The following is a 12,546-nucleotide window of genomic DNA, read 5'->3' on the forward strand; positions in this document are numbered from 1 at the left end:
GGATTATCGACATGCTTGCCGATTTCAGATTTGCCCTGCGTTCGCTGTTCCGCTCGCCTGTCTTCACGGCGGTTTCCGTGCTCATGCTCGGTGCCGGCATCGGCCTTTCGATCTTCATGTTCAGCAGCATCAATGCCTTTGTGCTCAAGCCGCTACCGTTCCCGGAGCCGGATCAGCTCGTGCATTTCGAGTACACCGACAGTCGTGCGACTTCGCGCAATCTTGCCCTTCCGTCAAGCGACTGGCTGGATCTGCGCGAGCGCCAGAAGACCCTGAAATCGCTGGCTGCGTACATGGTCGGCACGGCCAATCTCGGTGGCATCGATGGACCCGCCGAGCGCCTGTCCGGTGCCTGGGTCAGTGCCGATGCCTTGTCGACGCTTGGCGTGGCGCCGATCCTCGGTCGCGATCTTGATGCCGCCGATCAGATCATGGGCGCGGAGCCGGTCGCGGTGATCGGATTCGCGTTGTGGCAGCAGAAAATGAACGCGGATCCGGCGGTGATCGGTCGCAGCGTGCGCATCAATGGCAAGCTGACTCGCATCGTCGGCGTCATGCCGCGCGACTTTGCCTTTCCGATGGCCGAGTCGGTGTGGCTGCCCTTGTCGAGCAGCCGTGGTTCCGAACAACGCGAAAACCAGGCCATGGTGCTGGCATTCGGGCGTTTGCTGCCCGGCATTTCGATCGCCCAGGCACAAGCGGATTTTTCAAATTTGATGAAGGGGCTCGCCGCCGAACGCGGTCAGCCGTTGCGTGGCGACCAGGCCAAGGTCGAGCCGTTCGCCGATGAGTTCATCCAGCCACAGATTCTCGGTGCAACCAAGACCATGTTCATCGCTGTGCTGTTGGTGCTCTTGATTGCCTGCGCCAACGTGGCCAGCCTGGTCATGGCGCGTTTCTCGGCGCGGGCGCGTGAGCTTTCGGTGCGCGCAGCGCTCGGTGCAAGTCGGCGTCGTCTGGTCATGCAGGTACTCTCTGAATCGCTGATCATTTCTGTTCTGGCCGGCCTGTTTGGCTATGTCGGTGCGGAAGTGGCCGGTCAGTTGATGACGCGGACGATGACCGCGGGCAATGGCTTCATGCCGTACTGGGTCGACTACCGCACCGATTGGCATGATCTGCTCTTCAGTGCTGGCATCGCGCTCGCCGCCGCTCTGCTGGCCGGTCTCGTTCCGGCCTTGCGTGCCGGACGCGTCGATCTGCAGTCCGGTTTGCGCCAGGGCAGTGGCGGCAGCATCGGTGATGGCAGCAAGCTCGGGCGCTCACTGGTCGCCGCCGAAGTGGCCTTGAGTGTGGTGCTTCTGGTCTGCGCCGGGGTCGCCATCCGCAGTGCCTTGCAAGCGCAGGATGCGCCGCTCGGAATCAACACCGATCAGGTCCTCAGCGGCCGCATCGCGATGTTCGACGATGACTATCCCGATGCCGCCGCACGCCTGCGCTTCACCGAGAATCTTGCGCCGCGATTGCGTGCACTGCCCGGCGTCAGCGACGTGGCGTTTGCCAGCACCTTGCCGCTGATGGGCTATGAGCGACAGAAATATGCAAAGGCCGGCGATGACTACGCCGACGACGCCAGCCGTCCGCAAGCCTGGTCGTCGAGTGTCAGCAATGATTTTTTCAAGGTGTTCGGGATCGCCCTGCGCGAAGGCCGCGGCTTCGACGCGCGTGATACGGCGAACAGTCCACTGGTTGCCGTGGTCAGCGCCAGCTTCGCCGCCAAGGTCTGGCCGGGTGGCAACGCCATCGGTCAGCGCGTGCAGCTCAACCCCAAGGATGAGCTGAGTCCGTGGCTCGAAGTCGTCGGCATTGTTGCCGACAGCCTGCAGGCCGATTACCTGATCACCTCGGCAACGCTTCCCGCCCATCGTGGTGATGGCAACGTGTTTCGTCCGATCAGCCAGAATCCACCAACCATCGTCAGTTTTGCCGTGCGCGCGGATGGTGATATCGCGGCATTGAGCGAGCCGATACGCAACGCGGTCAGCGCAGTCGATGCCAATCTTCCGGTGTATTGGCTGCAGGGCATGAACCAGTGGAAGGACAAGATGCTCTGGGGCCCGAATATCCTGGCCAATCTGTTCGGTGTATTCGCCGTGTTTGCGCTGCTCCTCGCCGTCGCCGGCATCTACGCGGTGCTTGCCTTCGACGTCAACGCACGCACCCGCGAGATCGGCGTCCGCCGCGCCCTCGGTGCCGGAACGCGCGGCGTACTCGGCATGGTCTTCAAGCGTGGCGCGCGTCAGGTCATCGTCGGTTTGCTTATCGGCATCCCGCTGGCCTTCGCCTTCTCGCGCCTGCTCGGCGCGGTCGTCATGCCCGGCGCATCGAACGACCCGCTGGTCTACGTCCTCGTTATTGCCGCCCTCGCCATCGCCCTGTTGTTCGCCGCCCTGATTCCCGCCCGCCGCGCCTTGCGTGTTGATCCGATGGTGGCGTTGCGTAGTGAGTAAAACAGATTGCACTTCCACCAGCTTGAGATCTTGCAGGAGCGCCTTCAGGCGCCCCGAAACAGGGGCTTCCATTGGTCGCGAGGCTTTCCGGCAGCCGGAGCGGAAAGCATTGCCCCTGAAGGGTGCTTCTACAGAGAGCGTGGCCTTCTGCCGGGGAATGGGTTGGGTTGGTGAAGTTGGAAGGTTTCCTGGCGGGGTGCGCAGTTTCGGAATTGCCGACTCAACGGGTCGACACGGCTTCAGCTCCCTCCAGGCGCGCAAGCTTGCGGTCGAAGGTGACCAGGATCGCATCGCTGCCCAGTGCTTGGGCGAGTGCCAGCGCGTCACCGAATCCAATCGACGAATCCCGATGAATTTCAAGCGCGCGGGTCAACAGTTGTCGTTGCGCAATCTGATATTTTGCATGTGCAAGAAGCTGCGAGGCGACTTCAGAAATGGCGGATCGGGGGTATTTGTAACTGCGCTCCAACACCCACATGGTTTCAAGGAAGACGCTCGCGCCGATGCCAACCGATGGTTCCGATTGCACACGGGCGCGCGCGGCGATCACTTGCTGCGGAGCCATGTCATCGTCAACCAGCAGGCGGATCAGTACGTTGGTGTCGAGGTTGATCATTTGCTGTTGACCTTCGTGCCGTCATCAACAAGTTTGGCCAACGCCGCATCCACATCGGCAATGCCACGTCCGCGTGGTGCCTTGAGCAAACCAAAAACCGAATCGATTGGGGGTTCGACCACGGCTTCGATCGAGATCTTCGAGCCGCGTTTGACGAAGCGAACCTTGTCGCCTGGCTTGAGGCCGAGATCGCGGCGCAATTCGGCCGGAATCGTTACCTGGCCCTTGCTTGTCATGTTGGATGTTTGCATTGGTAATACTCGTCAGTAAGTAATACATGGATTCTATACCCGCAAGCTTGTGGTAGTCACTCGAACATTGGAACAGCCATGATTCATCTAGAAAAAATCGAAAAGTCCTATCCGCTCGAAGGTGGTCGCAGCTGGGTGTTGCGCAACGTCGATCTGGATATCGCCGAGGGTGAATTTGTCAGCGTGATGGGGCCATCGGGTGCCGGCAAGAGCTCGCTGCTGAACGTGCTTGGCCTGATGGATCACGACTGGCAGGGCTCGTATTCACTCGATGGCGTCGTTGTTGACAAGCTCAACACCAAGCAGCGCCAGGCTCTGCAGCGCGAGAAGATCGGCTTCATCTTTCAGCATTACCATCTGATTGATGATCTGAAGGTTTGCGAAAATCTTGATCTGCCCTTGCAGTACCGCGATGTTCCGGCCAGGGAGCGTGCCGCGCGGGTCGCCGATCTGCTTGATCGCTTCCAGATCGTCGGCAAGAAGGATCTCTATCCGAACCAGCTTTCCGGTGGTCAGCAGCAACTCGTCGCGGTCGCAAGGGCGGTAATCACGCGGCCGAAGGTGCTGCTCGCCGACGAGCCGACCGGCGCGCTGCATTCCGGCCAGGCGCGCATCATCATGGATCTGCTTGCCGAGCTGCACCAGGAAGGCATGACCATCGTCCAGGTCACCCACAACGAGCTCTATGCCAACGAGGCGCAACGCATCGTTCGATTGCGTGATGGCTGGATCGAGAAAGCGGCTGTATGATATCAGCTAGCTAGACTGGCTAGATAGGAGCAGGCAATGAACTGGCAATTGCAGGAAGCGAAGAATCGCTTGAGCGAAGTGGTCAAGGCAGCCAAGACCAAAGGCCCGCAGATCATTACGGTGCGTGGCAAGGAAGAAGTCGCCGTGGTTTCCATAGAGGAACTTCGCCGACTTACTCCGAACAAGGAATCCTTGTTCGAATTCCTGCGCAATTCACCCTTGCGCGGAGTCGAGCTGAATATTGAACGGTCACGCGACAGCGAAGATCGGGATATTGGCCTGTGAGTTTTCTCCTCGATACCTGCGCGTTGAGCGACCCAACCTATCCGCGACCGAATGCAGGCCTGCGCAAGTGGTTCGGCGCGACGCCGGAGAACGCAACCTATATCAGCGTTCTGTCGATTGGCGAGATCCGCAAAGGACTTGAGCGACTCGATAGTGCGCCGAAGGCGGCGAAGATCGGCACCTGGCTTGATCACGAGCTGATGCCGCGATTCGACCGACGACTGCTCGATGTGGATCTGGAAGTCTGCAAGGTCTGGGGCCGCGTTTGCGGCAAGCTTTCGAAGCAGGGGCGTCCACAACCCGTGATCGACAGCTTGATCGCGGCGACAGCCATCGCCCACGGACTTGCCCTGGTTACTCGCAACGTCCGGGATTTCGCTGATTTCGACATTGAGGTCATCAATCCATGGACATGAGCAAACCCCATATCCTCATCGCCGACGATCAGCGCGATGTGCGCGAGGCCTTGCGTCTGCTGCTCAAGAGCGAGGGCTGGACGTGCACCGCGGTCGAAGGTCCGGCCGAGGCGCTAGAAGCCGCTCGCAAGCAGCATTTCGACGTGGCCTTGATCGATCTGAACTACACGCGCGATACGACCTCGGGCGCCGAGGGTCTCGAACTGCTCGGCGAGTTGAAGGCGCTTGATGAAGAACTGCCAGTCGCGGTGATGACGGCCTGGGGCACGATCAATGTTGCCGTCGAGGCGATGCGCCGTGGCGCCGGTGATTTTGTCGAGAAGCCGTGGGACAACCAGCGCCTGATGAGCGTACTCGCCAACCAGCGGGCTCTCGGTCGCGCGCGTCGTCGTGGCCAACGCTTGCAGGCCGAAAATGTGCTGTTGCTGGGTCCGGCCGCCGAAGGCTTCATTGCCGAATCACCGTCCATGCTGCGTCTGCTGGAAACGCTGGCGCGGGTTGCGCCTTCGGATGCGAATGTATTGATTCTCGGCGAGAACGGCACCGGCAAGGGCGTCATCGCGCGCCTGCTGCATGATGCTTCCAGGCGCAACGAGAAAAGCTTCGTCAAGGTCAACATGGGTGGTATTCCGGAGACCGTGTTCGAGGCCGAGATGTTTGGCCATGTGCGCGGCGCGTTCACGGATGCCAAGTCCGACCGCATCGGTCGTTTCGAGCTGGCCGATGGTGGCAGCCTGTTTCTTGATGAAATTGCCAATATCCCGCTCGCCCAGCAGCCGAAGTTGTTGCGCGTTCTGGAGGATGGTGAGCTCGAGCGGGTGGGTTCCTCGCGCACGCTGAAAGTGGATGTGCGCCTGATATCGGCGACCAATGCCGACCTCTCCGCCGAAGTCGCAAGCGGCGCGTTCCGCAAGGATCTGCTGTTCCGCTTGAACACGGTTGAATTGCACTTGCCACCGCTGCGCGAGCGCGGCGAGGATATTCCCCTGCTCGCCAATTCATTCCTTGATCGCTTCGCCAAGCGCTATCAGCGCGACGGCATGCGCTTCGCCTCATCGGCGATGAACGCCTTGTCCGCCTATGCCTGGCCGGGCAATGTGCGTGAGCTCTCACATGCGATCGAGCGCGCCGTGCTGATGGCAGCCAGCGATGTGCTGGATGCCTCGGCGCTCAATCTGAATGCCGGTTCGGTCGCCGTCGGTGTCGGGGCGATGGCTGCACCGGCAGGCAATGGTCAGGTCACGGTCGAAGAATCCGAGAAGCAGCTCGTGCGCCAGGCGCTGGAAAAAACCGGCGGCAATATCCAGCGTGCGGCGGCGATACTGGGCTTGAGCCGGCCGGCCCTGTATCGGCGCATGGAAAAATATGGCATTGAATAGACGCCGCCGTGAACAACAATGCTTTTCCTTCTCCCTCCGAGAGAAGGGAAGGGCATGAAACATGCCGCTTGATCTGAATCAGCATCGCGCACGCGCAACCCGCTGGGGCTACGAAACGCGCCTGTTCGTCGGCGCATTGATTGTTGCCCTGCCTGCCTTGCTGACCCTGCTTGTCGTGCTCTGGACTGACGAAGAGATGCGCTCCTGGGCGATGCTGGCGTCGATATTGGTCACTTTGACAACAGTGGTGCTCGCGTTCGAGGTCCGTCGTCGAGCCGTGTATCCGTTGCGGACCATGGCGAATCTGCTCGAGGCTTTGCGCGAAGGGGATTACAGCCTGCGTGGTTCGGCGGCGCGGCGCGGCGATGCGATTGGCGAGGTCGTCATCGAGATCAATACGCTGTCGCAAACCTTGCGCGAACAGCGTCTCGCGGTTGAGGAAAAAAGCGCCTTGCTGGCCAAGGTGATCGCGGCACTCGATATCGCCGTACTCGCGTTTGATGCGGAGGGCTTCCTCAAGCTGGCCAACCCGGCCGCAGAACGCCTGCTCGGTTCACCTTTCGACAAGTTGAACGGGCGCGCGGCGGCGGCGCTGGATCTCGGAGACTGGCTGGGTGCGCACGAGCCGCGGATCAGCGAACGCACCTTCCCCGGCGGCAGCGGGCGCTGGGAGGTCCGCCGCGCGCAGTTTCGCGAGGATGGCCGACCGCACGATCTGCTCGTCATCACCGATCTGAGTCGCGCCCTGCGCGAGGAAGAGCGCCTGGCCTGGCAACGCCTGTTGCGCGTGCTCGGTCATGAGCTCAACAACTCGCTGGCGCCGATCCGTTCGATGGCGGCAACCCTGGCCAAACTGCTCGCCGTCGAGCCGCTCGCCGAAGACTGGCGCGACGATGCCGGCAGCGCGCTCGGGGTGATTGGCGATCGTGCCGAAGCGCTGGCCCGATTCATGGCGCGCTACACCGCGTTCGCCCGATTGCCGCCACCGAAACCGAAATCGTTCGCCTTTGCCGAACTTGTCCAGCGCATTGTCCATCTGGAGCAGCGCATGTCGGTGCTGGTCGAGGCAGGCCATGAAATCCAGATCAACGCGGATCCCGATCAGATCGAGCAAGCGCTGATCAATCTGCTCAAGAACGCCGTCGATGCAACCTTGCCCGGTGGCGGCGAGGTGCGGGTCCGCTGGCAACAATCGGGCGATGGAGTGACCCTGGAAATCATCGATTCCGGATCTGGTCTGCCGCATAGCGAAAACCTGTTTGTGCCATTCTTTACCACCAAACCGGGCGGTTCGGGCATTGGCCTGGTGCTCGCTCGCCAGATCATCGATGCGCATGACGGTAGTTTGAGCCTGGAAAATCGCGAGGATGCACAAGGCTGCGTGGCGCGTGTCATCCTGCCACTTTGAGGCGATCCCTGTGTTGAAGGAAGGGCAATGGCGGAAGAATCCCGGCTCGACAGTCAGTTGAATCCGATTCGGCACAACGCGCACTTTGCGTTGGGCCTGCTTGGCGTGTTCATGCTCATCTTCATCGCTTTGGGGATCAATCCGGCAACGCGTTCGGACTGGTTGCTGGAAAACGTCATCACCGTGTTCGCCGTGATCTGGTTGATCTGGTCGTATCGGCGGCTTCCCTTGTCGAACATCGCCTGCGCGCTGCTTTTCATCTTCGGCGTGCTGCACGAAATCGGCTCGCACTACCAGTACTCGGATGTCCCCTACGATCACTGGTTTGCCTCGATCAGCGGCGGCCATTCTCTGAACGCGATGCTCGGCTTCGAGCGCAATCAATACGATCGCCTCGTCCATTTCATGTATGGCTTGCTGATCACGCCGGTGGCCGCCGAAGTGATTGCCGCGCGGGTGCGCTTGCGCGGCGTCTGGCTGTTCCTGTTGCCGGTCACCTTCATGATGTCGCATGCCTTGATCTACGAACTGATCGAATGGTTCGCCGCCAGCGTGTTTGCCGCCGACATTGGCCAGGCCTATCTCGGCACGCAAGGCGACGTCTGGGATGCGCAGAAGGACATGTTCCTCGCAACCATAGGCTCGTTGATCGCGCAGCCATTGTGGATGTGGCAGCGTTCGAGGGAGCGATGCGCCGAAAGCTCGACGAATGCTGCAAGTACAAGTACCTCGCGCACTTGAAGCCGTTGGCGCCCTCGGGTATCACTGCAGGCTCATTCCTGACGGTGGCCTGGCGATGCGATTGATCTGCGCACTTTGTGTCTTGTTGGCAACGACTGGGCTGCATGCAGCCGAAAAGCGCGTCATTACCCATGAAGATCTCTGGCTGATGCCGAGAGTCGGTGCGCCGGTAACCAGCCCGGATGGTGCCAACGTCGCCTTTCAATTGCTCGAACCCGCGTACAAGAAGGAGGAGCAAGTCGCCGATCTCTGGCTGGTGCCCAGTGACGGTCGTGAGCCGCCACGCAGGATCACTTCCGGAAAAGGTGGTGAGGACTCTCCTGCCTGGAGCAACGACAGCCACCGACTCGCTTTTTCGGCCAAGCGTGGCGATGACAAACAGGCGCAGATCTACATCATCGACCTCGCCCGCGGGGGCGAAGCGCAGCGTGCCACCAAGATCTCCACCGGCGCCACAATGCCGCAATTCTCGCCCAACGGCCTGCATGTGTTGTTCGTCAGCAATGTCTACCCCGAGGCACTCAACGACGCCGACAGCGAGCGTCTGGCCAAGGAGAAGAAGGATCAGAAGTTCAAGGCGCGCACCTATACCTCCTACCCGATCCGCAACTGGGACAAGTGGATTGATGAAAAACAGGCTCACCTGTTCGTGCAAAGGATCGGTGAGCAGGACGCCCGCGATCTGCTGGCAGGCAGCGCGCTGATCAAGCTGCCAGGTTTTGATCTGGCCAAAGGCTCCGCGCGCTGGACACCCGATGGCAAGGCGGTGGTTTTCGCCGCCAGCCGCAATCGCGATCGTGCAGCCTGGTCGTTCACCCACGACGATCTGTGGATGGTCTCGATCAATGGCGATGAGCCGCGACGTCTGACCGGTGCCGCCGGAATCGAAGCCGGTGACTCCTGGGAGGCCCCGGAATTCAGTCGCGATGGACGCAGCCTGTTTGCGATCGTCGAGCCGCGAACGGACAAGGTCTACAACGCCCCGCTGCTTGGCATGTTTGACTGGCCATCGATGCGCGAACGAGGTCGTATCCGCCTGCCTGAAGGCCGCAAGATCGCTGATTTCGCGATCTCGCCTGATGGCAAGCACGTCGATCTGCTTGGCGAGGACGCCGGCCAGCTCAAGCTGTTCCGTGCCGCGACGCGATCCGGCGAGGCGCAGCTCATCGGTGCGCCCGCGCACGGCATGGTTTCCGATCTAAGCATGGGCGGAACGCGGTCACCGGTGTTGATCGCCGTGTACGAGAGTGCGACCGAACCGCCCGAGATCGTGCGATTGAATCCGAATGGCGTAGATTTCCGGCGTTTGTCATCGTTTGCGCGGAGCAAGGCTGCTGCGCTGGATCTTCCACCCGTCGAGAATTTCTGGTTCACCAATGAGCGTGGCCAGCGCATCCACAACATGATCGTTCGGCCTCCAGCTTTCGATCCGCGCAAGAAATATCCGCTGCTGGTGCTGATGCACGGTGGCCCGTATTCGCAATGGCACGATGCCTGGGTACTGCGTTGGAACTATCACCTGCTTTCGGCAGATGGATATGTTTTGCTGCTGACCAACTACGTCGGCTCAACCAGCGGGAGCGAGGCATTTGCGCAAGCCATCCAGGGAGATCCGCTCAAGGGTCCGGCCGACGACATCAATCAGGCGGCTGACGAGGCGATCAGACGTTACTCATTCATCGACGCGAACCGTCAGTGCGCGGCGGGTGCCAGCTACGGCGGTCATCTGGCCAACTGGCTTCAAGGAACGACAACCCGCTACCGCTGCCTGATCAGCCACGCCGGTCTGGTCAATCTCGAATCGCAATGGGGTACGAGCGATCACTCCTACGGCCGCGAGATCGCGGTGGGCGGACCGGTCTGGGAGCAGAACCCGATCTGGCGCGAGCAGAATCCGATTCGTCTGGCGGCCAATTTCAAGACACCGGTTCTGGTCAGTTTCGGCGAGAAGGATTTTCGCGTTCCGCTCAACAACGGACTCGAATACTGGACTGCGCTGCAGCGTCAGCAGGTCGAGAGCAAACTGATCATCTTCCCCGATGAGAACCACTGGATCATGAAAGGCGAAGATAGTCGCTACTACTATGCCCAGGTTCGCGACTGGCTGAAAACCTACCTCGAACCGACATCGCCACCACTAAAAGCAATACCTGCGGCGGCGTCAAAAGCGGAATGAAAAAAGCCCCGCGATGCGGGGCTTTTCGTAACGCTGGAGAGCAAACAGAATTACTTGGCCTTGAGGCCCGAAGCATCGACGTCAACGACGCCCTTGATGCCCTTGGCAACCGCAATGGCCTTGTCGACACCTGTCTGGGAGTCGAGAACGCCGATCAGGGTGACCACGCCGTTCGTGGTATTCACCGAAATATCGGTGCTGGAGATTCCATCCGTGGTGGCCAGGTCAGCCTTGACCTTGGTGGTGATCCAGGTATCGGTCACCGGCTGCTCGGAATCCATGTCCGCGGCGTTTTCGGCTGGCATCGGCTGCTCGGCCGCAATGGCCATGCTTGATCCACCAACGACCAATGCGATACCGAGGGCAATGCGATTCAAAATGGGAGCTGCATTCTTCATGGGGTTTCTCCTTGTGTGAGGTTCAAACTCCGATTGACGGAGCGAGGTCGGTGGGTGTCTGTATTTTGCGAGCGACACCCGTCGGCGAACTCGGCAGCAAGTCTGGTGAAGCGCAAACGTATGAGTGCTGAACAACGTGGATTTAACGTGGTTGCGGGGGGTCTGCCGTTCAGGCCCGCAGCCAGTCAGCGTTCAGCAGAGAACTCGCGCGCAAGCAATCCATAGATCGCGCTGTCCTGAATTTCGCCTTCAACGTGCCAGCGTTCGCGCAGCCGACCCTCAAGTTGAAAGCCAAGCGATTCAACCAGGCGACAAGAGGCTACATTGCGCGGATCGATATCTGCTTCGATCCGCTGAAAGTCCAGTGAGTCGAGTGCGTAGGCAATCACCGTGGTCAAAGCCTCGCGGCCAAATCCATTTCGCCAGTACGCGCTTGACAACGCATAGCCGATCTCAGCGCGGCGGTGCTTCGGGTTGAGTGAGAACAACGTCGTGGTGCCGATGACCTTGTCGTTCTCGCGCAGTGCGACTCCCCACTGCAGGTGCGTGCCATTGATGCGGCCGGCATTGATGTTGCGCAGGTAGGCTTCCGCCTCCGCAGCTTGCTTGAACGGCGCGTGGCTCCAGTAGCGCATGGTCTGCTCGTCGGAAAAGATCGCGAACAGATCCTCGATATCGGACAGCTGCAACTGACGCAGGCGCAAGCGCCGCGAGTCCAGAGTCGGCAAGGTCTTTTTCGATTTCATGCGCGCAGTATCGGTGGAGAGTCGGGATACGGGAATAGCGGAGTGGGGATGATTCCATGCGCGCCGACACATCGCAGCATTTGCCGGGTTTTCTCTTGATCACAATCGGTCCGCGAAGAGAGATTTTCGCGACATGCGAATTCAGGTGATTCCAGCGCACACACCTCGCGACACCGTGATGTCCGGATCACCCAGCCATCCCGGACAACCCTCATCACCAAACTCCCATCGCGGCTCCAGTGACTTTGCTGATGGTGTTCTCTTGTGCGCCGCTTCGCTGCACGGCATCCCTGCACTTTTTCCCCCGCATCCCACCCCTCTAGTCGCCCCTGCGCAGGCAAGGGCCCGGCGACCCTGTTCTTGATTTTTCGTCGAGGCGAAGCGCAGCAACCCTGCATTTGCTGCCCTCGAATCCCACCCTCCCGTCGCCCCTGCGCAGGCAGGGGCCCAGTGACCCTGTTCCTGAGTTTGCGTCGCGGCGACGCGCGGCAACTCTGCATTTGCTGTCCTCGAATCCCACCCCTTTCGTCGCCACTGCGCAGGCAAGGGCCCAGTAACCCCGTTCTTGATTTTGCGTCGCGGCGAAGCGCAGCAACCCCGCACTTGCTGCCCTCGAATCCCACCCATCTCGTCGCCCCTGCGCAGGCAGGGGCCCAGCGACCCTGTTCTTGATTTTACGCCGCGGCGAAGCGCAGCAACCCTGCACTTTTTCCCCCGCATCCCACCCCTCTCGTCGCCCCTGCGCAGGCACTGTCTCTTGATCACATCTTTGGCATCATTTCTTGGGCCAGGTGATAGCCCTCAATGCGTTGTTGTAGGCGCGCCCAACCCCGCCACAGGGCATCCCAACCCGGACGTCCTGTTCGCTTCGTGTCAGCAAACCCACCCAGTCTGGCCAGAGCCAAACAGGCCCATCGAAGTCCCGGCGGT

General features: G+C 60.5%; 12 protein-coding genes and 1 pseudogene. 8 read left to right on the forward strand and 5 right to left on the reverse strand.

Annotated features, from left to right (window positions below; translation table 11 throughout):
- The first annotated feature begins 11 nt into the window (after window positions 1–11).
- Window positions 12–2,450, forward strand: coding sequence for an ABC transporter permease (locus VFN25_RS11950; RefSeq protein WP_325142186.1), 2,439 nt, complete (start codon window positions 12–14; stop codon window positions 2,448–2,450).
- A 220-nt stretch (window positions 2,451–2,670) separates the two neighbouring features.
- On the opposite strand, the gene VFN25_RS11955 is transcribed toward VFN25_RS11950, so the two are convergent.
- Window positions 2,671–3,066: a PIN domain-containing protein gene (locus VFN25_RS11955; RefSeq protein ID WP_325142189.1), complete on the reverse strand. Its 396-nt coding sequence runs from the start codon at window positions 3,064–3,066 to the stop codon at window positions 2,671–2,673.
- Entirely contained in the window at window positions 3,063–3,317 is a 255-nt protein-coding gene (locus tag VFN25_RS11960) for an AbrB/MazE/SpoVT family DNA-binding domain-containing protein (RefSeq protein ID WP_325142191.1), read from the reverse strand. Before VFN25_RS11960 ends, VFN25_RS11955 begins: the two co-directional genes overlap by 4 nt.
- Window positions 3,318–3,395: 78 nt before the next feature.
- On the opposite strand from VFN25_RS11960, the gene VFN25_RS11965 reads away from it, so the two are divergent.
- The 7 genes from VFN25_RS11965 (at window position 3,396) to VFN25_RS11995 (ending at window position 10,472) form a co-directional block, all read left to right on the forward strand.
- A complete protein-coding gene (locus tag VFN25_RS11965; RefSeq protein WP_325142194.1) occupies window positions 3,396–4,067 on the forward strand; it encodes an ABC transporter ATP-binding protein in 672 nt (223 codons plus the stop codon).
- A 36-nt stretch (window positions 4,068–4,103) separates the two neighbouring features.
- The gene (locus VFN25_RS11970) at window positions 4,104–4,352 is read left to right on the forward strand and encodes a type II toxin-antitoxin system Phd/YefM family antitoxin (RefSeq protein ID WP_325142195.1); all 249 of its coding nucleotides are present in this window, start codon (window positions 4,104–4,106) and stop codon (window positions 4,350–4,352) included.
- Complete coding sequence (locus tag VFN25_RS11975; protein ID WP_325142197.1) at window positions 4,349–4,768, forward strand: type II toxin-antitoxin system VapC family toxin; 420 nt, start codon at window positions 4,349–4,351, stop codon at window positions 4,766–4,768. Before VFN25_RS11970 ends, VFN25_RS11975 begins: the two co-directional genes overlap by 4 nt.
- A complete protein-coding gene (locus tag VFN25_RS11980) occupies window positions 4,765–6,147 on the forward strand; it encodes a sigma-54 dependent transcriptional regulator (RefSeq protein WP_325142199.1) in 1,383 nt (460 codons plus the stop codon). Before VFN25_RS11975 ends, VFN25_RS11980 begins: the two co-directional genes overlap by 4 nt.
- Before the next feature lie 61 nt (window positions 6,148–6,208).
- The gene (locus VFN25_RS11985; protein WP_325142201.1) at window positions 6,209–7,555 is read left to right on the forward strand and encodes a sensor histidine kinase; all 1,347 of its coding nucleotides are present in this window, start codon (window positions 6,209–6,211) and stop codon (window positions 7,553–7,555) included.
- 27 nt (window positions 7,556–7,582) lie between these two features.
- Complete coding sequence (locus VFN25_RS11990; protein ID WP_325142202.1) at window positions 7,583–8,296, forward strand: DUF2238 domain-containing protein; 714 nt, start codon at window positions 7,583–7,585, stop codon at window positions 8,294–8,296.
- A gap of 85 nt (window positions 8,297–8,381) precedes the next feature.
- Window positions 8,382–10,472: a S9 family peptidase gene (locus VFN25_RS11995; protein WP_325142204.1), complete on the forward strand. Its 2,091-nt coding sequence runs from the start codon at window positions 8,382–8,384 to the stop codon at window positions 10,470–10,472.
- Between the two features lie 50 nt (window positions 10,473–10,522).
- Here the strand turns inward: VFN25_RS11995 and VFN25_RS12000 are convergent, their stop codons facing one another.
- The 3 genes and pseudogenes from VFN25_RS12000 to VFN25_RS12010 all read right to left on the reverse strand — a co-directional run.
- Complete coding sequence (locus VFN25_RS12000) at window positions 10,523–10,870, reverse strand: BON domain-containing protein (RefSeq protein WP_325142206.1); 348 nt, start codon at window positions 10,868–10,870, stop codon at window positions 10,523–10,525.
- Between the two features lie 185 nt (window positions 10,871–11,055).
- Window positions 11,056–11,616, reverse strand: coding sequence for a GNAT family protein (locus VFN25_RS12005; protein WP_325142208.1), 561 nt, complete (start codon window positions 11,614–11,616; stop codon window positions 11,056–11,058).
- 761 nt (window positions 11,617–12,377) lie between these two features.
- Window positions 12,378–12,546: pseudogene (locus VFN25_RS12010) on the reverse strand (IS4 family transposase); the annotation flags it as partial.

The sequence above is a fragment of the Dokdonella sp. genome, assembly GCF_035703485.1.
Lineage (GTDB): Bacteria > Pseudomonadota > Gammaproteobacteria > Xanthomonadales > Rhodanobacteraceae > Dokdonella.

What these genes read in the sequence shown, in the direction of transcription:
- VFN25_RS11985 (WP_325142201.1), top strand. Translation starts at nt 6,209, where the DNA reads ATGCCGCTTGATCTGAATCAGCATCGCGCACGCGCAACCCGCTGGGGC.
- VFN25_RS11950 (WP_325142186.1), top strand. Translation starts at nt 12, where the DNA reads ATGCTTGCCGATTTCAGATTTGCCCTGCGTTCGCTGTTCCGCTCGCCT.
- VFN25_RS11955 (WP_325142189.1), bottom strand. Translation starts at nt 3,066, where the DNA reads ATGATCAACCTCGACACCAACGTACTGATCCGCCTGCTGGTTGACGAT.
- VFN25_RS12000 (WP_325142206.1), bottom strand. Translation starts at nt 10,870, where the DNA reads ATGAAGAATGCAGCTCCCATTTTGAATCGCATTGCCCTCGGTATCGCA.
- VFN25_RS12005 (WP_325142208.1), bottom strand. Translation starts at nt 11,616, where the DNA reads ATGAAATCGAAAAAGACCTTGCCGACTCTGGACTCGCGGCGCTTGCGC.
- VFN25_RS11965 (WP_325142194.1), top strand. Translation starts at nt 3,396, where the DNA reads ATGATTCATCTAGAAAAAATCGAAAAGTCCTATCCGCTCGAAGGTGGT.
- VFN25_RS11960 (WP_325142191.1), bottom strand. Translation starts at nt 3,317, where the DNA reads ATGCAAACATCCAACATGACAAGCAAGGGCCAGGTAACGATTCCGGCC.
- VFN25_RS11970 (WP_325142195.1), top strand. Translation starts at nt 4,104, where the DNA reads ATGAACTGGCAATTGCAGGAAGCGAAGAATCGCTTGAGCGAAGTGGTC.
- VFN25_RS11990 (WP_325142202.1), top strand. Translation starts at nt 7,583, where the DNA reads ATGGCGGAAGAATCCCGGCTCGACAGTCAGTTGAATCCGATTCGGCAC.
- VFN25_RS11980 (WP_325142199.1), top strand. Translation starts at nt 4,765, where the DNA reads ATGAGCAAACCCCATATCCTCATCGCCGACGATCAGCGCGATGTGCGC.